General features: G+C 69.4%; 16 protein-coding genes. 8 read left to right on the forward strand and 8 right to left on the reverse strand.

Annotated features, from left to right (window positions below):
- Positions 1–225 precede the first annotated feature (225 nt).
- Positions 226–1455, reverse strand: a complete 1230-nt coding sequence (locus JHD82_RS01955) for a PepSY domain-containing protein (protein ID WP_199135261.1) — start codon at positions 1453–1455, stop codon at positions 226–228.
- A gap of 18 nt (positions 1456–1473) precedes the next feature.
- The gene (locus JHD82_RS01960) at positions 1474–3639 is read right to left on the reverse strand and encodes a TonB-dependent siderophore receptor (protein ID WP_199135262.1); all 2166 of its coding nucleotides are present in this window, start codon (positions 3637–3639) and stop codon (positions 1474–1476) included.
- Between the two features lie 322 nt (positions 3640–3961).
- Here JHD82_RS01960 and JHD82_RS01965 point away from each other — a divergent pair, with 322 nt between their 5' ends.
- From JHD82_RS01965 to JHD82_RS01980, 4 genes are all read left to right on the forward strand, one after another.
- Positions 3962–4372, forward strand: coding sequence for a DUF2306 domain-containing protein (locus tag JHD82_RS01965; protein WP_199135263.1), 411 nt, complete (start codon positions 3962–3964; stop codon positions 4370–4372).
- A 34-nt stretch (positions 4373–4406) separates the two neighbouring features.
- Positions 4407–4733, forward strand: coding sequence for a 2TM domain-containing protein (locus JHD82_RS01970; RefSeq protein WP_199135264.1), 327 nt, complete (start codon positions 4407–4409; stop codon positions 4731–4733).
- 29 nt (positions 4734–4762) lie between these two features.
- Positions 4763–5851 carry a sensor histidine kinase gene (locus JHD82_RS01975; RefSeq protein WP_199135265.1) on the forward strand — a complete coding sequence of 363 codons (1089 nt, stop codon included), beginning with the start codon at positions 4763–4765 and terminating at the stop codon, positions 5849–5851.
- A gap of 159 nt (positions 5852–6010) precedes the next feature.
- Complete coding sequence (locus tag JHD82_RS01980) at positions 6011–6823, forward strand: LytTR family DNA-binding domain-containing protein (protein WP_199135266.1); 813 nt, start codon at positions 6011–6013, stop codon at positions 6821–6823.
- 37 nt (positions 6824–6860) lie between these two features.
- Here the strand turns inward: JHD82_RS01980 and JHD82_RS01985 are convergent, their stop codons facing one another.
- Entirely contained in the window at positions 6861–7547 is a 687-nt protein-coding gene (locus JHD82_RS01985; protein ID WP_233174584.1) for an ATP-binding cassette domain-containing protein, read from the reverse strand.
- Between the two features lie 92 nt (positions 7548–7639).
- Between JHD82_RS01985 and JHD82_RS01990 the strand changes: the two genes are divergently transcribed.
- On the forward strand, positions 7640–8005 hold the full coding sequence (locus tag JHD82_RS01990; RefSeq protein WP_192368785.1) for a hypothetical protein: 366 nt from the start codon (positions 7640–7642) through the stop codon (positions 8003–8005).
- Positions 8006–8008: 3 nt separating this feature from the next.
- Here JHD82_RS01990 and JHD82_RS01995 read toward each other — a convergent pair whose 3' ends face one another.
- From JHD82_RS01995 to JHD82_RS02010, 4 genes are all read right to left on the reverse strand, one after another.
- Positions 8009–9508 carry an efflux transporter outer membrane subunit gene (locus JHD82_RS01995; RefSeq protein ID WP_199135301.1) on the reverse strand — a complete coding sequence of 500 codons (1500 nt, stop codon included), beginning with the start codon at positions 9506–9508 and terminating at the stop codon, positions 8009–8011.
- A gap of 23 nt (positions 9509–9531) precedes the next feature.
- Positions 9532–12693, reverse strand: a complete 3162-nt coding sequence (locus tag JHD82_RS02000; protein ID WP_199135268.1) for a multidrug efflux RND transporter permease subunit — start codon at positions 12691–12693, stop codon at positions 9532–9534.
- A gap of 374 nt (positions 12694–13067) precedes the next feature.
- Positions 13068–15602 (reverse strand): ABC transporter permease, encoded by a 2535-nt coding sequence (locus JHD82_RS02005; protein ID WP_123692677.1) that lies wholly within the window; start codon positions 15600–15602, stop codon positions 13068–13070.
- A gap of 74 nt (positions 15603–15676) precedes the next feature.
- Positions 15677–16897 carry a porin gene (locus JHD82_RS02010; protein ID WP_199135269.1) on the reverse strand — a complete coding sequence of 407 codons (1221 nt, stop codon included), beginning with the start codon at positions 16895–16897 and terminating at the stop codon, positions 15677–15679.
- 246 nt (positions 16898–17143) lie between these two features.
- On the opposite strand from JHD82_RS02010, the gene JHD82_RS02015 reads away from it, so the two are divergent.
- The 3 genes from JHD82_RS02015 to JHD82_RS02025 are packed head-to-tail and all read left to right on the forward strand — an operon-like array spanning position 17144 to position 20100.
- Positions 17144–18118, forward strand: coding sequence for a tripartite tricarboxylate transporter substrate binding protein (locus JHD82_RS02015; protein ID WP_199135270.1), 975 nt, complete (start codon positions 17144–17146; stop codon positions 18116–18118).
- A gap of 20 nt (positions 18119–18138) precedes the next feature.
- Positions 18139–18984: a TauD/TfdA family dioxygenase gene (locus tag JHD82_RS02020; protein ID WP_065346931.1), complete on the forward strand. Its 846-nt coding sequence runs from the start codon at positions 18139–18141 to the stop codon at positions 18982–18984.
- 57 nt (positions 18985–19041) lie between these two features.
- A complete protein-coding gene (locus JHD82_RS02025) occupies positions 19042–20100 on the forward strand; it encodes a 3-keto-5-aminohexanoate cleavage protein (protein ID WP_065346930.1) in 1059 nt (352 codons plus the stop codon).
- A gap of 4 nt (positions 20101–20104) precedes the next feature.
- Here the strand turns inward: JHD82_RS02025 and JHD82_RS02030 are convergent, their stop codons facing one another.
- The gene (locus JHD82_RS02030; protein WP_065346929.1) at positions 20105–21187 is read right to left on the reverse strand and encodes an AraC family transcriptional regulator; all 1083 of its coding nucleotides are present in this window, start codon (positions 21185–21187) and stop codon (positions 20105–20107) included.
- Between the last annotated feature and the right edge of the window lie 5 nt (positions 21188–21192).

A 21192-nucleotide genomic window follows, 5' to 3' on the forward strand; every position in this document is an offset into this window, starting at 1 on the left:
AGTCGGGATGGCCTTGAGCCCGTCAAGCATTGCAAAAAGCCACCGTTTTCGGTGGCTTTGCTGTTTAGGCGGATAGTTTTCTGATTTGGCTATCAATGGAGCCGTGTACTACCGACAGCCGTTCAAACTCGCAGGGCTCAAGCGCGGGCAGCCGAGCAAGGGCCGCCCCGCAGTGAGGGCTGCGTCCCCCTCCGCGAAGCGAGAAGGGGGAAGCGGCGCAGCCGCTCAGGCGGTCATCTTCCTGGCCCTTCGCTTGCGCCACCAGATGATGACGCCGGTGATCGACAGGACGGCGACGAGCACGCCGACGAAGGACATGAGCACGCGGCCGGGGGTGCCCAGGATGCGGCCGCTGTGCAGGGGCAGCTGCAGCTGGACGAAGACGTCGGCGGCTGTGCCGTGCCAGGGGCGGTAGGTGCCCAGGACTTCGCCGTTGTCCGAGCTGACGTAGATGTTGGACAGGCCCATGCCCATGGCGCCGGTTTCGTCGTGCGGGTCGAAGAAGGAGATGTTGTAGAACGGGAAGTCGCCGCCCCACCAGATGCCGCCTGCGGGCTGGGCGAAGCCCAGGCGCTTTGCCTCGCTCTGGGCGATGGCGATGGCCTGGGCGAACGTGACCTTGGGCACGAGGAGCGTGCCCTGGGGCGCGGGCTTGAGGGTTTCGTAGGGGCCGGGCGTGGTGGTGGAGACGGTGCTCATCACCGGGTAGAAGACTTCGCGGTACAGGTTCAGCGAGAACGAGGTGAAGGCCACGATGACGATGACGGCCCAGACCCACAGGCCGCCCGCGCGGTGCAGGTCGAAGTTGAGCTTGTAGGCGCCGCCGCCCCAGCGCACGCGCCATGAGGGCAGCCAGCGGCGCCACCACGATCCCACGGCCGCCGTCAGGCGCGGGGCGCCTTTCCTGAGCTTGACGGGAAAGGTCAGCAGCAGCGCGACAAAGCTGTCGGCCACCCACAGCAGGGCCAGGCTGCCCATGAACCAGTAGCCCCAGCGGTCCGTGCCCCAAAAGCGCGGGGCCAGCAGGCTTTCGTGCAGGTGGCGCAGCCAGGGCATGAGGTTGCGCTGGCTGAGCGCGAAACTGCGCCCGTTGCGCTGGCCGGTGATCCGGCCGCTGACGGGATCGACGAAGACCGTGTCATAGCCCAGCGCAGGCGCCTGGCCCGTGGCCGGGTCGGGCCGGGGGCGCACCATGAACATGGCGGCTTCGCCCTCGACCAGGCCCAGGGTCATGTAGCTGATCTCGGCGCGCGGCTCGCTGGCCTGCACGGCGGCGGCCAGCTCCAGCGGGGTCTTCAGCGGGCCGCGTGCCGGGGTCTCCAGCATGTCGGCGTTGAGCCATTCGTCGATTTCATGGTCCCAGGACAGCACGGCCCCCGTGAGGCCGGCCATGGTGAGGAAACCGGCCAGCACCAGGCCTATCCAGCGGTGCACCACCGTCCACAACGCGCGCATGCTTCAGATCGCTCCGGCTCAGAAATCCACCGATGCGCTCAGCGAGAAGGTGCGCGGCATGGACTGCACCAAATAGTTGGCGCCCGGGTAGCCGCCCACGGACGACCAGTAGCCCTTGTCGAACAGGTTGTCGATGCGCGCGCGCAGGGTCAGCAGGCGGTTGTTGCCGATGTCCATGAGATAACGCGCGCCGATGTCGGTGCGCGTCCACGAGGCCACCTTCAGCGTGTTGGCGCCGTTGGCGTACTGGCTGGAGGTGTGCATCACGCGCGCATTGAGGGCCAGGCCCGAGACGCCGGGCACATCCCAGTCCACACCCAGGTTGAGCAGGCGCTTGGGCACGCCGATGGCGTAGTTGCCGATGGTGGCCGCATCGGCGGCCTCGCGGATCTTGGCCTCGCTGAAGGTCACGCCGCCCAGCACGCGCAGGCCCTTGACGGGTTCGCCGAAGACCGTGGCCTCCAGGCCGCTGTTGCGCTGCTTGCCGTACTGGCCGAAGACCTGGTTGGCCACATAGGCCGAAGGCATGTCCGTGGTGTACAGCGCCACCGTGGCGCCCAGCTGCTGGCCCTGCCACTTGAAGCCGATTTCCTTCTGGCGCGACTTGTAGGGCGCGAACACCTGGCCACCGTTGGACACGGGCAGGTCGTTGGCCGTCTGCGGCGCCACGGCGCCCTTGGTCAGGCCTTCGATGTAGTTGGCGTAGACCGAGGTGTTCTCGCTGGTCTTAAACACCAGGCCCAGCATGGGCGTGGTGGCGGACTTCTTGTAGTTGTCGGTCTGCGCGCCCGTGTTGTAGTCGTAGCTGCTTTGCTCGATGCTCTGGCGGCGCACGCCCACGGTCAGGCGCAGGCGCTCGTCCAGCATCGTCAGCGTGTCGCCGATGGCGAAGCTGTTGAGCCGGGTTTCGCCCACGCGCGTGGGGTCGGCCAGGTTGCCGCCGAACAGCGTCATGGCGGGGCGCGCGCTGCTCCAGGGGTTGTAGATGTTGTTGACCACGCCAAAGCCCATGCCCCAGGCATTGCGCTCGGTGGCCGAGTAGGTGCTGGCCGTGGCCACCAGCTCATGGCCCACGCTGCCCGTGGCCAGGCGCGTGCGGATGCCGACCTCGCCCGTGCCCACGCTGTCCTTGCGCTTGTTGTCGAAGCGCGTGCCCGTGGTGTCGCCGGCCGCATTGCTCACGGTCACGCCGCTCAGGGAGTTGTCTTCCTTGCCGCGGCGCAGGCCGCCTGCGGCCCAGGCCGTGGTGGTGTCGTTGATGTCCCATTCGGCGCGCAGCGTGGCGAACAGGTCGCGCTCGGTGGAGTACGACCAGTTCTGGCCGTAGTTGGTCTTGTTGTCGGGCACGGCCGGGATGAAGTTGCCCGGCGTCACGCTGGGGCGGCCGCCGTTGTAGCTGTTGCGCTGGTAGCCCACGTCGCCCGACAGGCGCACGTTGCGGCTGCGCCAGTCCAGGCCCACGCCCAGGGCGGTGAGCGAGCGGTCTTCGCCATCCACGCCCGTGCCGCCGTCGCGGCGCACGGCGTTCAGGCGGATGCCGGTGCTCTGGTCAGGGCCGAAGCGGCGCGAGATGTCGGTGGAGACAAAGGCCTGGCCGCCCGTCTGGATGCCGGCGCCCACGCGCGTCAGCGCATCATTGCCGGCGCGCTTGGGCAGCAGGCTGATGGTGCCGCCAATGCCGCTGCCGCCTGGTGCCCCGCCATTGAGGAAGGCATTGGCGCCGCGCAGCACCTCCACGCGCTCGAAGAACTCCGAGGCAATGTACTGGCGCGGCAGCAGGCCGTACAGGCCGTTGTAGGCGATGTCGTCCGAGTACACCGGGAAGCCGCGCAGCACATACAGCTCCTGGAAGTTGCCGAAGCCGCGCGCCTGGCGCACGCCCGGGTCGTTGAGCAGCACGTCGCCCACGCTCTTGGACTGGGTGTCTTCGATCAGCTGCTGCGTGTAGCTGGTGGTGGAGAAGGAGGAATTCTTCCAGTCCAGCGTGCCCAGCACGCCGTTGCGCGCGCCCGTGGCCACCTGGCCGCCTGCGAAGGGCTTGGACAGGCCCTGGGCCGATGCGTCGGCACTGGCCTCCACCGTCACGGCCTCCAGCACGGGGTCGCCGCCCCGGGTCTGGGCAATCAGGGCCTGCTGGCTGCACAGGCAGAGAACGGCCAGGGAAATCGGGCGGATGGAGGGCATGAGGATGATACTGAGAATGATTTACAGAATCCGTTAGCTTACCAACCACGTTAGGGCGCTGCTATGAATTTTCTCAATCTGTTGCATCGAAGCAATCCTCCAAGTGATTGAATTCAAAGGCCCTTCGCAATAGTTTGTGCGCACTCCCCATAGCCGCAATCTTCCAACGACCACGGAGATCCCTGCAGCTCGCGGCGCCCCGATGCATCTGGCACCCTGCTGGCGCCCGTCCGTCGCATGGCGCTGGCCCGGCCCGCGTCCGGCAGCGACAGTCCTGTCCCATACAGGCCCGCAGAACCGGGCCGTACGCCAGGACACCGCCATGCAAATGACACCGCTGATCGCCATCCACATGAGTGCCGCCCTCGCCGCCACGGCCACGGGTGCCATCGCCCTGCTGGCGCGCCGGCGGGCCGCCGTCCATCCCCGCCTGCACCGCGCGGCCGGTTACGCCTTCGTCACGCTCATGGTCTGCGCGGCGGTGTCCGCCTGCTTCATCCGCGACTACCGCCTGCCCAACTGGGCCGGCTACACGCCCGTCCACCTGCTGGTGCCGCTGACCTTTGCCGGCCTGGGCCGCTCGTTCTGGCACCTGTACCACGGCAACATCGCCGGCCACCGCAAGATCATGCGCAGCGTCTACATCGGCGCCTGCGTCGTGGCGGGCCTGTTCACCCTGCTGCCCGGCCGCTATCTGGGCGACCTGCTGTGGCAGCAGCTGGGCCTGGCCTGACGCCGCTTTCCTTCCCCCTGACGGAGAACTTCCCATGCGCACCCTCGATCCCCTTGATCCCCTCGATCCCTCTGCCCGCCACGACGACGATGCCCTGGAGCGCATGGCGCGCCGCCGCGCAGGCGCCAAGATGGGCTGGATGATCCACGCCAGCGTCTATGTGCTGGTCAACCTCGGGCTGGCGGCGCTGTCGCTGTCCCAGGGCAGGCACTGGGCCATCTTCCCGGCCCTGGGCTGGGGCCTGGGGCTGGCCATCCACGGGGCCGTGGTCTGGCTGGCCCTGCCGGGCAACGGCTGGCACGGGCGCATGGTGGAGCGTGAGCGGCAGGCGCTGCAGTCACGCCAGGACCGCGCCCGCTGAACGACGCCATGGGACTACCATTGCTCTCCATGCCCGACCTCGCATCCAACGCCCCATCCCAGCGGGCCGCACAGGGCCACATCGTGGAACGGACCACGCTGCTGCGCCACGGCATCGCAACGACCTCGGCCTGCGCCCTGATTGCCGCCGCATTCAGCCTGAGCAACCACGGCCGCTGGGACGTGAACCTCATCTACTCGCTGTCGATCGGCCTGACCAGCTGGCTCACCATCGAACTGGGCCGCTGGCGCCTGACGCGGGGCCAGGACATTCCCTGGCCCGGCGGCTGGCGCGGCGCCGCGCTGGTGGTGGCTGGCATCGTGACGGGGTTCGTGATCGGGTCGCTGATCGGCACGGCGTACAGGAAGTGGGCCGATCCCGACGCCAGCACGGCCCTGATGCACCGGCTGTGGATACCGCTGGCCGTCACCATCGTCGCCAGCACGGTGATGTCGCTGGCCTTCTTCCTGCTGGGCTACTCGCGCCACCTGCAGATGCAGGCCGAGCAGGCCCGACGCCAGGCGGCCGAGGCCAAACTCACCCTGCTGCAGGCCCAGCTGGAGCCGCACATGCTGTTCAACACCCTGGCCAACCTGCGCGTGCTGGTGGCCAGCGACCCGCAGCGCGCCCAGGCCATGCTGGACCATCTGATCGCCTACCTGCGCGCCACGCTGGGCGGCTCGCGCAGCACCGAGCATGCGCTGGGCGAAGAGTTCGCACGCCTGCGCGACTACCTGGCGCTGATGTCCATCCGCATGGGCCCGCGCCTGCAGTACACGCTGGACCTGCCCGAGGACCTGGCCCAGGTACCCGTGCCGCCGCTGCTGCTGCAGCCCCTGGTGGAAAACTGCATACGCCACGGACTGGAGCCCAAGCTGGAAGGCGGGCATATCGCCGTGCGCGCGCACCGCACCGCCGGTGGCCAGCTGGAGCTGACCGTGGCCGACAACGGCATGGGCCTGGATTCCGGTGCGCCCGCCCTGCCCGGCAGCCGCTTCGGCACGGCCCAGCTGCGCGAGCGCCTGGCCAGCCGCTATGGCGACGCCGCACACTTCGAACTGGCCGCCCTGCCCGAAGGCGGCACGCTAGCCCGCATCACCCTCAAATGCACCCCCTGAGTCGCTTCGCGCCTTCCCCCGTGTGCACGGCGCCCTCTCTCGCTTCGCGGGAGGGGAACGACACCCTCGATGCGGGGCTGCCCTTCCTCGGTGTCCCTGAGTTGGGCCGCGCCAGTTTCATACGCTGTCGGCAATGCGCAAGTGAAATAGAAGACTGAAATGACCTCCTCCCCCCGCGCCCTGATCGCCGAAGACGAACCCCTGCTGGCCGAGGACCTGCGCCAGGCCCTGGCCCGCGCCTGGCCCGAGCTGCAGATTGCCGCCATGGTGGGCGACGGCCTGAGTGCCGCCCGGCAGGCGCTGGCGCTGCAGCCCGATGTGCTGTTCTTCGACATCCGCATGCCGGGCCAGAGCGGCCTGGAGGCCGCTGCCGAACTGGCCGACGCCTGGCCAGAGGCGCAGCCGTTTCCCATCCTCGTCTTCGTGACCGCCTACGACCAGTACGCCATGGACGCCTTCGAGGCCCAGGCCGTGGACTACCTGCTCAAGCCCGTGCAGCCCGAGCGGCTGGCGCGCAGCGTGCAGCGCCTGCGCGAGCTGCTGGCCCAGCGCACGGCGGCCCCGGCCGGCGCTGCGCTGGCGCAGGCGCTGGAGCAATTGCGGCATCTGGCCGGTGCCACGGCCCCCGCCGCCACCGCTACCGAGCCGCCGCTGCAAATGATCCAGGCCGGCGTGGGCACGCAGATCCAGATGGTGCCCGTGCACGACGTCGTCTACTTCGAGGCCGCCGACAAGTACGTGCGCGTGCTCACGGCCTCGCATGAATACCTGGTGCGCACGCCGCTCAAGGAACTGCTGCCCCGGCTGGACGCCGAGGATTTCTGGCAGGTGCACCGCGGCACGGTGGTGCGCGCAGCCGCCATTGCCAATGCCCAGCGCGACGAGGCCGGCCGGCTGTGGCTGCAGCTGCGCGAGCGAGCGGAAAAACTGGCCGTCAGCCGCCTCTACGCGCAGCGGTTCAAGGCGATGTAGGTGGCGATGTAGGTGGCGATGTAGACGCCGGCTCCGGTCAGCGCAGCGGCGGCTGATCGGGCAGGTCCAGCACGTCGTCCCAGGCCACGCCCTGCATCTCGTCCCAGTGGGCGACGATCACGCAGCGCGGCCCGTGCCCGGCCACGGGCGCAGATTGCTGGCCAGCCCGGTTCAGCCCCGCCAGCGTGCGCTGCACATGGTCCATCGATCCCCGGTCCAGCGCGGCCAGCGGCTCGTCGATCAGCAGCAGCGGCACGCCGCTGGCCCAGCCTGCCGCCATCCACAGCTTGCGCAGGCTGCCCGTGGACAGGGCCAGCAGGGGCTTGTGCAGGTGGAGCTCCAGGCCCAGGCCATCGGCATGGGCCTGCCATGCCGCCTCGCTCCACGCCGGATGCAATTGCCGCTGTGCATGCACCCATTCCTGCGCGGGCCGGGCACGCTCGGCATTGGACAGCTCGGCGCGCGGGTCGCGCCAGAACAGCGCGGGGCGCTGCGACGGGTCCGGCTGCTGCGGATACGCCAGGCGCCCGCCCTGCAAGGGCAACTGGCCGGCCAGCATTTGCAGCAGGCTGGTCTTGCCGCAGCCCTCGCCGCCGCGCACCAGGCACAGGCCCACGGGCCAGTCGTGCGAGGCGCCATCCCACAGCAGCAGGCCCGGCTGCCCGAAGCGCAGGGCCTGCGCGCTCACCATCGGCGGCGCCATCGATTGCTGTGCGGTGTCCATCTGAATGTCTTTCCGGTTCTGCGATGCGGGCAATTGTGCACGCGGCACAATGCCGGGCTTTCCCTTTTCCCATCACGCAGGCGGACCCCACCATGACCCTCGACTACCTGGATTTCGACTACAGCGAAGACGACGAAGGCACGGGCTGCTGGGACGCCATGGCCAGCGTGCCCGCCGCGCGCGTGCCGGCGCTGGCAGCCGAGGTGGAGCAATTGCTGGCCTGGGCGCACCGCCGCTTCAAGGGCCGGCGCGGCCCCATCGAGGAAGGGGGCGACTGGGACTACGAGCTGCAGGCCCAGGACGACGGCGGCCAGCCGCTGGCCTGGCGCTTTGACGCAGCCACGGTGCGCCTGCAATCCGTGGCGGCGGGGGATGGCCGCACCACGGTGAACCTGTCGATCAGCGGCAGCGCGGCCTTCGGCGAAGCATTGCGCCAGGCCTTCGAGCTGCAGGACTGAACATCAGCGCGCGACAGCCTGCGGCCCCTGCGCGGACACCGGCCCCAGCGGCTCCCAGCGCCCGGCCACGTTCTTGAGCAAGGTGTTGACGGCGGCCAGCCGCCGGTTGCGCACATCGATCAGGCTGCGCCGGGCCGACAGCACCGTGGTCTGGGCGCTGAGCACATTCAGATAGGCCACCGTGCCCGCGCGGTACTGGTTGTTGACGACATCCAGCGCCTTCTGCGCGGCGGCCACGGCCTCGATCTGCACCTGCTGCTCGCGCGCCAGGGCGGATGCGGTGACCAGGTTGTCCTCCACCTCCTGCAACGCCGTCAGCACGGTCTGGCGGTAGGTGGCGGCGGCCAGGTCCAGCGAGGCACGCGCCGACTCCACGGCCGCCGTGCGCGCGCCGCCGTCGAACAGCGCCAGCGCCAGCGACGGGCCCAGCGACCAGAACAGATTGGGCGCACTCACCAGGTTGGACAGCGATGCACCCCGGTAGCCCGCCGTGGCCGACAGCGTGAGCGCCGGGAAGAAGGCCGCGCGCGCCACGCCCACCTGGGCGTTGGCGGCGGCCACGCGGCGTTCGGCCGCAGCAATGTCGGGGCGCTGCTCCAGCAGTTGGGACGACAGTATGGCGGGCACCTCTGGCGGCGGCGGCAGCTCGGCGCCGGCCTCCAGGCTGAAGGCGGCCGGCGGCAGGCCCAGCAGCGCGGCCAGGGCGTGCTCCAGCTGGGCGCGGCTGGTCTGTGCCTCGATGAGCTGGGCCTGGGTGCTTTTGTACTGCGCCTCGGCCTGGGCCACGTCGGCCGACGAGGCCACGCCCGCGCGGTAGCGGTTGTTGGTGAGCTTGAGGCTTTGCTCGTAGCTCTGCAGCGTTTCCTGCAGCAGCCGCACGCTGGCATCGGCCGCGCGCAGCGAGAAATAGGTCTGCGTGATCGATGCCTGGGCCGACAGGCGCGCGGCGGCCAGGTCGTCGCTGCTGGCCTGGGCGCTGGCCTGGCTGGCGCTGACCGTGCCCGACACGCGGCCCCACAGGTCCAGCTCCCAGCTGGCGTTCAGGCCCAGCGAGTAGTTGGTCGAGATGTTGCCGCTACTGCCGGTGTTGCCGCCCGTGCCTGATGCACCCGATGCACCGGAGGCCCCGCCGCTGCGCGAGCGCGTGGCGCCGGCCGTGCTGCCCAGCGTGGGGAACAGCCCGGCCTGGCTGCTGGCCACGGCCGCCTGCGCGGCACGCAGGCGCGCGGCGGCCTGGGCAATGCTCTGGTTGCCGGTGGCGGCCTGCTGCTGCAGGCGGTTGAGCTGCTCGTCGCCGAACAGCTCCCACCAGTTGTCGGGCACTTGCGCGCGCGACGGATCTGCGGGCCGCCAGATGCCGGCCTCGGCCGCCTCGGGCGTGGCTTCCTTGAACTGGGCCGGCACCTCGAGTGCGGGGCGCTGGTAGGCGCTCTGCGTGGAGCAGCCGGCCAGCAGCGCGGCGGCCAGCCAGATCGCCGGGGAGTGAAGTGTCTTGAACTGCATCAGCTTGGGCTTTCGAATTCGGTTCACTGGGGTGATGCGGCGGGCACAGGGGTGCCACGGTCCTTGCCCTGCACGCGGCCACGCAGGCCCATGACACGCTGGCGCAGCCTGTCCAGCAGCACATAGACCACGGGCGTGGTGTAGAGCGTGAGCAGCTGGCTCAGCATCAGGCCGCCCACGATGGCAATGCCCAGCGGCTGGCGCAGCTCGGCGCCATCGCCCCGGCCCAGGGCCAGCGGCAGCGCGCCGCAGATGGCCGCCAGGCTGGTCATGAGGATGGGGCGCAGCCGCAGCTCGCAGGCACGGTAGATGGCCTGGGCAGCCGTGGCATGGCCGGCGCGCTGCCGCTCCAGCGCGAAGTCGATCATCATGATGGCGTTCTTCTTGACGATGCCGATCAGCAAAATCACCCCGATCAGCGCGATCAGCGAGAACTCCGTCTTGAACAGCATCAGCGCCATCAGCGCGCCCACGCCGGCCGAGGGCAGCGTGGACAGGATGGTCAGCGGATGCACCAGGCTTTCATAGAGCACGCCCAGCACCAGGTAGATGGTGATGATGGCCGCCAGGATCAGCAGCGGCTGCCCCGACAGCGCCTGCTGGAAGGCCCCGGCCGTGCCGCTGAAGCTGCCGCGCACCGACACGGGCACGCCCAGATCGGCCACGGCCGCGCGGATGGCATCACTGGCGTCCGACAGCGCCACGCCCTCGGCCAGGCTGAAGCTGATGGTGCTGGCCGGCGTGCCCCGGTCATGGTTCACGGCCAGCGGCGTGTTGGTGGTGGTGATGCGCGCAAACGAGGTCAGCGGCACCTGCACGCCCTGGCTGTTCACGAAGAAGAAGCCGCGCAGCGTCTCGGGGCTTTGCAGGTAGCGGGGCGCGGCCTCCATCACCACGCGGTACTGGTTGAGCGGGTTGTAGATCACGCCCACCTGGCGCTGGCCGAAGGCGTTGTTGAGCGTGCCGTCGATCTGCGACACCGTCAGCCCCAGGCGCGTGGCCGCGTCGCGGTCGATCACCAGCGAGGTCTGCAGGCCGAAGTCGGACACATCGCTGTTGACGTCCGTGAGCTGGGGCAGCTGCGACAGCACCTGGCGGATGCGCGGCTCCCAGGTGCGCAGGTCCTGGATGTCGTCGGCCTGCAGCGTGTAGTCATACGAGCCCGAGCTTTGCCGCCCGCCGATGCGGATATCGCTTTGCGTGACCATGAACAGCCGCGCACCGGGCTCGTTCTTGAGCTTGTCGCGCAGGCGGTTGATCACCTCGTCGGACGATACCTTGCGCTCGGCCAGCGGCTTGAGCGACATGAACATGTTGGCCGCATTGCGCTGGCCGCCGCCCGTGAAGCCCGTCACGTACTCCACGGCCGGGTCTTCCTGCACGATGGACAGGAAGCGCTTGAGCCGCTGCTCCATGGCCTGGTAGGAGGTGGACTGATCGGCCCGGATGAAGCCCATCACGCGGCCCGTGTCCTGGCTGGGCATGAAACCCTTGTCGATGGCCATGTACAGGTGCACGTTCAGCGCCACCACGCCGGCCAGCACCAGCAGCACCAGCGGCTGGTGGCGCAGGCACCAGGCCAGGCTTGCGCGATAGCCGGACATGGCACGCCGCTCGGCCCGGCCCACCCAGGCGCCGAAGCGGTCCCAGGCGCGCTGCAGGCCGTTGCGCGGCCGGCCCGGCTGAGCGACACGCTGCGGGCGCAGCAGCGCCGCGCACATCATGGGCGTGGTGGTCAGCGACACCACCATCGAGATCAGAATGGCCGCCGACATCACCACCGCGAACTCGCGGAAGAACCGCCCCACGATGCCGCCCATGAACAGGATGGGCACGAACACCGCGATCAGCGACAGGCTCATGGACACCACGGTGAACCCGATCTCGCGCGCCCCGTCCAGCGCCGCGCGCAGCGCGGTCTTGCCGCGCTCCATGTGGCGCATCACGTTCTCCAGCACCACGATGGCATCGTCCACCACAAAGCCCGTGGCCACGGTCAGCGCCATCAACGACAGGTTGTCCAGCGTATAGCCGGCCAGGTACATCACGCCGAACGTGCCCGCCAGCGACACCGGCACGGCCACGGCCGGAATCAGCGTGGCCCGGCCATTGCGCAGGAACAGGAACACCACCAGGATCACCAGCGCCACGGCGATCACCAGCGCCCGCTCCACCTCCACCACGGAGGCACGCAGCGTGGGCGTGCGGTCGGACACGATGGTCAGATCGATGGCCTCGGGGATGGACGCCTTGAGCTGCGGTAGCAGCGCGCGCACGCGCTGCACGGCCTCCAGGATGTTGGCGTCGGGCTGCTTGAAGATCTGCAGCAGGATGGCGGGCTTGCCATTGGCCACGCCGTAGTTGCGGATGTCCTGCACCGAATCCGTGACATCGGCCACGTCCTGCAGCCGGATCGCATTGCCATTGCTCCAGCGCAGCACCAGCGGCGCATAGTCGGCCGCCACGCGCGCCTGGTCATTGGCGGTCACCTGCCAATAATGGTCCTCGCGCTCCACCGCGCCCAGCGGCCGGTTGGCATTCGTGGCCGAAATGGCGGTACGCACCTGGTCCAGCGACACGCCATTGGCCGCCAGCTTCACCGGGTCCAGCTCCACGCGCACGGCCGGCAGCGCCCCCCCGCTGATGGACGCCTGGCCCACGCCCTCCACCTGCGAGAGCTTCTGCGCCAGCACGGTGGACGCCGCGTCATACATCTGCCCGCGCGTCAGCGCGCTGGACGTCAGCGCCAGGATCATGATCGGCGCATCGGCCGGATTCACCTTGCGATACGTGGGATTGCCCGGCATGCCCGAAGGCAGCAGCGTGCGCGCCGCATTGATGGCGGCCTGCACATCTCGCGCCGCGCTGTCCACCGTGCGCGACAGATCGAACTGCAGCGTGATGCGTGTACTGCCCAGGCTGGAGCTGGACGTGATCTCATTGACCCCCGCAATCGCCCCCAGCGCCCGCTCCAGCGGCGTCGCCACCGTGGCAGCCATGGTGTCGGGGCTTGCACCCGGCAGGCTGGCCGACACCGAAATCGTCGGATAGTCCACCTGCGGCAGCGGCGCCACCGGCAGCAGGAAATACGACACTGCCCCCGCCAGCGCCAGGCCGATGGTCATCAGCATGGTGGCAATGGGCCGGAAGATGAACGGCGCCGAGAGATTGGACAGCTGGCTCATGATCCAGCCCCAAAAATCCCAGGCCGAGCGAAGCGATGGCCCGTCCCCCAGCCTTCCCCCCTCTGCCCACGCCTGCGTTGGGCGCGATGCGGGGTGGCAAGCCTGCCGAAGGACAGGCTTGCTTCGTCATCTGACTTGCCGCAGTTGTTTGAGCGGCGCGCGAAGCGCAAAGCGAGTTCTGCGGCACACCCCGCATCCCGCCCAACGCAGGTCGCCCGCAGCGAAGCGAAGGGTCGTGGGCAGTTTGGGGCGCGCTTCTTTGCCCCGCTTTCTTGTCGCGCGACAAGAAAGCGGGTCGGCTGCCGGGCCGAAACCCGGCCTCGAAAAACAACCACCCGGCAGGGTCAAAAACCAGGCCCGGACCTGGACCCAAACTACTCAGCCACCTGCCTCAACGTATCCATCACAGGCCTCCTCAACACCTCCCGCAACGCCCACCACCCCGCCATCCAGGCCAGCAAGGCCCCGGCAACAGCCCCCGCCAGCGGAGCCCACCAGGGCACGGTCCAGTTGAACTCGAACACCCAGCGCGCCAGGGCCCAGCCCACGGCCCCCGCCGCGCAGCTGGCCAGGAAACCCGCCAGCAGGCCAACGCCAGCCAGCTCGGCGCGCTGCACCTGCGCCAGCAGCCGGGCCTGGGCACCGACGGCGCGCATGATGGCGTACTCGCGGGCGCGCTCCTCGCGCGTGGCGGTGACGGCGGCGAAGAGTACGACCAGGCCGGCGGCCAGGGTGAAGCCGAAGAGGAATTCCACCGCGCGTATCACCTGGTCCAGCACGCGCTGCACCTGGGCCAGCGTGGTGCTCAGGTCCACGTTGGTGATGTTGGGAAACTCGCGCACCAGGGCGTTGTCGAAGCCCGCCACGTCGGGCGCGCGGTAGGCGGCCAGGTAGCTGACGGCCACGTCGTCCAGGTGGTCCACGGGATAGATGACGAAGAAGTTGGCACGCATCGATCCCCAGTCCACCTTGCGCAGGCTGGTGATGCGCGCCTCGCTGGGCACGCCGCCCACGTCGAAGCCCAGCGTGTCGCCGAGCTTGAGGCCCAGGGTCTCGGCAATGCCGTCCTCCACGCTGATCTCGCCCTTGGCGCCAGGCGTCCAGGTGCCCGCCGTGATCAGGTTGTGTGCGGGCGCCTGCGCCGTGGTGGAGAGGTTGAACTCCCGGTCCACCAGGCGCTTGGCGCGGTCTTCGCTGAAGTCGTCGGGGCTGACCGGCTTGCCGTTGACGGTGACCAGACGCCCCCGGATCATGGGGAACCAGTCATAGGAGGTGACGCCGGCCTTGTCCAGCGCCGCGCGGAAACCGTCGGCCTGCTCGGGCTGCACGTTGATGACGAAGCGGTTGGGCGCATTGGCCGGCGTGGCCTGGCGCCAGCTGCCGATGAGGTCGGTGCGCAGCAGCACCAGCAGCATGAGCGCCAGCAGCCCCACGGCCAGGCTGCTGATCTGCACCACGGCATAGGCGGGGCGCGCGGCGATCTGGCGCGTGGCCAGCACCAGCCAGCGCGGCGCCGTGCTCTCGTGCACCAGGCGGCGCAGCACCTGCACGGCCAGCCAGCCCAGGGCCGCGAACAGCAGCACGGCCACGGCAAAGCCGCCCACGGCGATCAAGCCCAGCTTGATGTCGCGGCTGGCCGCCAGCAGCAAGGCCGCAAAGCCGGCCACGCCCACGGCCAGCACCACCACCGAGGCAGGCTTGAGCGCGCCCAGGTCGCGGCGCATGACGCGCAGCGGCGGCACGCGCGCCAGCTGCAGCACGGGCGGCAGGCCAAAGGCCAGCAGCAGGGTCAGCCCCATGCCCACGCCGAAGACCGCAGGCCACAGGCCTGGTGCGGGCAAGGCGGTTTCCACCAGCCCGGCCAGCAGCAGCACGAACACATGGTGGATGGCCCAGCCCAGCAGCACGCCAGCGGCGCTGGAGGCCAGACCGACCAGCACGAACTCCACCGTATAGGCCCCTGCAATGCGCCGTTGGCTCTGGCCGAGCACGCGCAGCATGGCCGAGGCGTCGAGGTGGCTGTTGGCAAAGCCGCGCGCAGCCAGGGCCACGGCCACGGCCGACAGCAGCGCCGCCAGCAGGGCGACCAGGCTCAGGAATTTCTCGGCGCGGTCCAGCGTCTGGCGCATCTCGGGGCGGCCGCTGTCCAGCGACTCCACGCGCACGCCATGCACGCCGGGCGCCTTGGCCTGCTGCTCGGCCCAGACGCGGTAGCGCTGCACGGCCGGCTCGGAGCCATCACCCGCGCCGGCCACGGCCAGGCGGTAGGTGATGCGGCTGGCCGGCTGCACCAGGCCTGTGGCGGCAAGGTCGGCGGAGGTGATCATCACGCGCGGCGCAAAGTTCATGAAGCCTGCGCCCCGGTCGGGCTCGATGGAGATGATGCGCGCCACGCGCAGTTGGGCGTCGCCCAGCAGCAGCATGTCCCCCACGCCTATGCCCAGCGACTCCAGCAGCGGCGCATCGACCCAGGCCTCGCCCCGCGCCGGTATCTCGCGCGTGGCCCGGTCGGCCGCGCCGGGGGCATCGGCCACGCGCAGGCTGCCGCGCAGCGGATAGCCTTCGGGCACGCTCTTGAGCGCCACCAGGCGGCTCATGCCGCCTTGCGTGTCGCTGGCGCGCGCCATGGTCGGGAAGCTGGATGTCTCCAGGGCCTGCAGCCCTTCGGCGCGTGCGCGCTCGGCAAAGGCCGGCGCCGTGGGGTTGTCGCCGACCACGACCACGTCGCCGCCCAGCAGCTGGCGCGCATCGCGCTGCAGCCCCGCCTGCAGCCGGTCGGCAAAAAAGCCCACCGAACTGAGCGCGGCCACGGCCAGCATCACGGCGACGATCAACAGGCGCAACTCGCCCGCGCGCAGGTCGCGCCACAGGGTGCGCCAACCCAGGGTCCATGCAGAAGATCCATTCATGCCGCGCAGATTAGCGCAGGCGAAGATGGGCACCCGGGCGCCACGGCTATTGGCACGGCTATTGGCACGGCCGTTCAGAACATCAGCCGCAGGCCCAGGTCCAGCCCGAGCGCGCCGGCCGGCTGCATGCCGCCCGTGGTCAGGTAGCCGGGCTGGGGCAGGATGGCCGGATTGCTGACCACCAGCGGCGTCACGCCCATCACACCCGGGTTGTTGCGCCCGTTGCTCACGCTGATGCGCGACACCGTGGCGTACAGCGCCGTGCGTTTGGACAGCGGGTGCACATAGCCCAGGGCGAGCTTGTTCACCGAGGAATCGCCGTCGGCCAGGCCCTGGCCATTCCTGAACTGCACACGTGCATAGGAGGCGCGCAGCGCCCCCTGGCCCACGGGGATATTCACGCCGGCCAGCACGCCCAGGTAGCGGTCGTTGATCGCGGCCAGCGTGCCGGCGTCGCGCCGCTCGTTGCGCACGCCGGACCATTCGCCAAACAGCTTGACCGGGCCGAAGTCATAGGAGCCGCCCAGGTTCAGCGAACGGATCTTTTCCGCGCCGGCGCCCGAGGTGCCCAGGGTGTTCTCGCCATAGCCCAGCGCCACATCGGCCGCCCCCATGGCCCAGCCGATGCGGGCACCCGCGTAGCGCCCCCGCTTCGAGCTGTTCTCGGCAAAGGCGTACATGGCCTGCCCGTAGACGCCGCCCAGGCCCGGCGGCAGGAAATAGCCGATGGAATTGCCTGCGCGCAGATAGGTGTCCGTGCCCGCAGACAGCCCGCCGCCCAGCAGGCCGCCCGTGGCCAGCGCGCGGGCGATGGCCAGGTTGCTGTTGACCACGGCGATCAGGTTGGTACCCACGCCGTTGACGGTGAAGGGGTCGAAGGCCCAGTCGTTCAGAAACGAAGGCGTGTGGTCGCGACCCATGCGCAGCTCGCCCAGGCGCCCGGACAGGCTGATGGTGGCGCGCCGCCCGAAGTTGAGCGCGCCGCCGCCCGTGTCATTGGCCACCGGCGCCTCCAGCCACAGGCCGGCCATGAGGCCGCCGCCCAGGTCCTCGCTGGCGCGTATGCCGATGCGGCTGGCCAGGTTGCCCGAGGGCGATAGCGCCCAGGTGCTTTGCCGCGCCGAGCGCGCGGGGCCCGCGTCCCAGGATTCGCTGCGCACGCTGTAGCGGCTGATGCCGGCGTCCATCACGCCGAACAGCGTGACCGAGGTGGGCGACTGGGCGGCGGCCGCGCCTGTCAGACACAGCAGGCCCAGCGCGTGCAGGCCGCAGGGATGGGGGTGAAGTCGGGGCATGGGGGTCTCCTGTTCGTCGTGGGGCTGGCGCGGTCCTGCGCCACGAATCGACTCTAGGAACGCCATCGCGCCGCTTCTTGGCAGTTCATGCCAACGGCTTTGCAATTCACGACATGCGCGGGTTGCCATGGTCAGGGTTGCCATGGATTTGTCCCAACAAGGCAAATGCCTGTCCCCCAATGGCAAGTCCCGGGAAAGCGGGATTTCGATACTGGATGCCAGAACACGGAACAAGGAGACACGGATATGAGACTGCCCCACGCCATCACCACGCTGCTCGCGGGCTGCGCCATCACCATCGCCATCGCCATCGGCGGCACGGCCTGGAGCCGCCAGCCGCTCAGGCTCATCGTGCCCGCACCGCCGGGCGGCACCATGGACATCGTGGCGCGCGTCGTGGGCCAGCAGCTCGCGTCTGAAACAGGCCAGGCCGTGGTGATAGACAACCGCCCGGGCGCGGGCGGCCTGCTGGGCATGCAGACCCTGCTGCAGGCGCCCGCCGATGGGCAGACGCTGCTGGTGGGCGCAAGCAATCTGCTGGCCGAGATCCCCCATGTGATCAAGATGCCCTTCGATCCGCTCAAGGACCTGGTGCCCCTGGCCTCGCTGGCCCGCTCGGGCGTGGTGCTGGTGGCCGCGGCCAGCCAGCCCGCCCAGGACTTGCAGGAGCTGCTCGCGCAGCTCAAGGCACGCAAAGGCCAGACCAGCTTTGCCAGCTACAGCCCCGGCACCGTGTCGCACTACGCCGGCCTGATCCTCAGCGACAAGGCGGGCCTGGACCTGCAGCACGTGGGCTACGCGGGCTCGCCGCCGGCCGTGCAGGCCCTGCTGGGCGGCCAGGTGGACGTCATGTTCGACGGCATGCTGACCTCGGTGCCCCTGATCAGGGCCAGCAAGCTGCGTGCCTACGCGTTCTCCGGCCCCCGGCGTTCGCGCCACCTGCCCCAGGTGCCGACCACCGCCGAACTCGGCTACCCCGAGCTGCAGTTTCGCGGCTGGGTGGGCCTGATCGCGCCGGCCCGCCTGCCGCCCGAAACCATGGAACGCCTGCGCGCCGCCATCGGGAAAGCGGCCAGCGCGCCGGCCGTGCAGCAAAAGCTCTCCGACGTGGGGCTGGAGCCCGAGGTGCTCACCGACACCGCCGCGCTGCAGCGCGAGACACGCCAGATGTCCGAGCGCAACGCCGGCATCGTGAAGAAATACCAGATCACCGCGAACTGACTTCCAGGGAAACACCGACCATGCAGATCCGACAGATCACCCCCGCCATCGGCGCCGAAATCTCCGGCGTCCATCTCGGCGATGCCGCACGCGACGCCGCACTGTTCGCGGACATCCGCGCCGCGCTGCTGACCCATCGCGTGCTGTTCTTCCGGGACCAGGACATCACGCGCGCCGAACATGTGGCCTTTGCCAGCCGCTTCGGCCTACTGGAGGACCATCCCGTGGCAGGCAGCGATCCCGAGCACCCTGGCCTGGTGCGCATCTACCGCAGCGACGATCCGCACAGCTACGAAAACACCTGGCACTGCGATGGCCTGTGGCGCCCCAACCCGGCCATGGGCGCGGTGCTGCGCTGCATAGAGTGCCCGCCGATCGGCGGCGACACCATCTGGGTCAACATGGTCAAGGCCTACGAGGAGCTGCCCGAGAGCATCAAGCGCAGCATCGACGGCCTGCGCGCCAAGGCCGGCATAGAGCACACCTTCGGCGCCGTGATGGCGCCCGAGGCGCGCGCGCGGCTGGCCAGCGAGCACCCGCCCGTGGAGCATCCCGTGGTGCGCACCCACCCTGAGACCGGCGAGAAGCTGCTGTTCGTGGGCGCGGGCTTCAGCACCCACTTCGTCAACTACAGCACGCCCGAGAACGTGCGCCACGGCATAGACAAGGCGCCCGGCGCCGCGCTGCTGATGAACTACCTGATCAGCCGCGCCACGATTCCCGAATACCAGGTGCGCTGGTCCTGGAAGCCCGGCGACGTGGCCGTCTGGGACAACCGCAGCACCCAGCACTACGCGCTCAACGACTACTACCCGGCGCCCCGCCGCATGGAGCGCGCGGGCATCGTCGGCGACATCCCGCGCTGAGGCCCTGCACAGACTCTTTCCACACCCAACCCTCACCCCCACCCACCGGAGCGTCCCATGAATTTTCTCGATGGCCACCTGTTCCCCGAAAACCAGCAGCCCCTGATCATCACGGCGGCCCCCTATGCGCCGGGCTGGCTGCCCGGCGATTTCCCCGAAGACATTCCCGTGACCATGCAAGAGCAGATCCAGAAGGCCGTGGACTGCTACAACGCCGGCGCCACCGTGCTGCACCTGCATGTGCGCGAGCTGGACGGCAAAGGCAGCAAGCGTTTGTCGAAGTTCAACGAGCTGATCGCCGGCGTGCGTGCGCGCGTGCCCGAGATGATCATCCAGGTGGGCGGCTCCATCAGCTTCGCGCCGGAGACCGAAGGCGCGGCCGCCAAGTGGCTGTCCGACGACACGCGCCACATGCTGGCCGAGCTGGAGCCCGTGCCCGACCAGGTCACGGTGACCGTCAATACCTCGCAGATGAACGTGACGGAGCAGGCCGAGGACGCGGACTTCAGGGGCACCTCGCGCGAGAAGCCCGCCATCTTCGACGCCTACAAGGAGATGACCGTGCCCGCCCAGCCCGGCTGGGCCGAGGAGCACATCCGGCGCCTGTCGGCCGCCGGCATCCAGAGCGCCTTCCAGTGCTACAACATCAACAGCTTCGAGTCCGTGGAGCGGCTCATGCGCCGCGGCATCTACAAGGGCCCGCTGGTGATGAACTGGGTGGCGATTGGCGGCGGCATGGACGCGCCCAGCATCTACAGCCTGGCCAATTTCGTGCGCGCCGTGCCCGACGGCGCCGTGCTCACCGTGGAAAGCAATGTGCGCAACGTGCTTCCCGTGAACATGATGGGCATCGCCATGGGCCTGCACGTGCGCTGCGGCACCGAGGACTGCCTGTGGAACCAGTCGCGCAGCGCCAAGGCCAGCACCGTCTCCCAGATCGAACAACTGGTGCGCATCGCGCGCGAGTTCGGCCGCCCCATCGCCACGGCGCAACAGGCGCGCGCCATCAGCAAGATTGGCGTGTTCTACGACACCGCCGAAGAGACATTGGCGGCCAACGGCTTCGCGCCCAACCGCAACGGCGGCAACCAGGGATTTCTGCGCAAGACCGCCTGACGCACTAGGCCTCGCCAATCCGTCCCTGCCCCCGCCTGCGCCAGTCCGAGACGCTGGCGCCGAAAGCGGCCCGGAACCAGTGGCAAAAGCCGCTGGGCGCGGCAAACCCCAGCAGGCCTGCCACCTCGCCCAGGGGCTGGCTACCGTCTTGCAGATGGCGCAGCACCAGTTCCCTGCGGAGGGTGTCGAGCAGTGACGAGAAAGTCTGCCCCTCCGCAAGCAGGCGGCGGTGCAGCGTGCGGCGGTCCATTCCCAGCTGGCGTGCCACCTGCTGGGCCGTACAGCGGCCGCCCGGCAGCAGTGCAATGATCAGCTCCCTGCAGGCCGCCTGCATGCCTTCGCCCCGGCTGCGCAGCGCCTGCTCCAGATGGCTTCGCGCAAAGCGCGCAACGCCCGAGCCCTGCCCCTGGCCGCATTCGCGCAGCAGTTGCAGATCCGCCAGGCGGCAGACCATGCCGTTGAAAGGCTGGTCAAACAAAGGGGTCACGCCGAAGAAGGCACGGTGGGCCGATGCATCGGCCGGTGCGCGGTGTACGAAGCTGACCTGCTGCGGGCGCCACTGGGCGCCGATCAGCTCGCGCAGCACGCGAAACATCACGCCCACCGCCAGCTCCATGGACTGGCGCATGGCCATGCCCGCGATGGGCACCAGGTCCTGGCGCACCAGCACCCCGGAGCCCGCGTCCTCGATGCGTACGAACATGCCCGCACTCAGCAGCTTGAGGTAGCGGCACAGCGTGTCCAGCGCCTGGCGCGGCGTGGGCTCTTGCTGCAGCACAAGGCTGATGGGGCCCAGGTGGGACAGGCTGCGCCGCGCCGCCAGGCGCAGCGCGAAATCCTGCGTGCCCGTGGTGCGCGCGGCCACCTCCAGCAGCTCGCGCACGGCATGGATGGGAATCAGCGTTTCCGGGTCGTCGAGCAGGCGCGCCGACAGTCCCGCCGCGCGCACAAGGACGGCGGGATCATGGCCCAGGCTTTTCACCAGGTCGGCATAGCCATGCAGGCTGGCACTGCGGATAAGGCCGCAAGTGACGGGCCTGCGGCCTGCGGCCACGGTGCCGAAGGCATGGAGCGCAGGGGTCTGCACGGCAG

Source organism: Delftia sp. ASV31, from assembly GCF_016428765.1.
Lineage (GTDB): Bacteria > Pseudomonadota > Gammaproteobacteria > Burkholderiales > Burkholderiaceae_C > Comamonas > Comamonas acidovorans.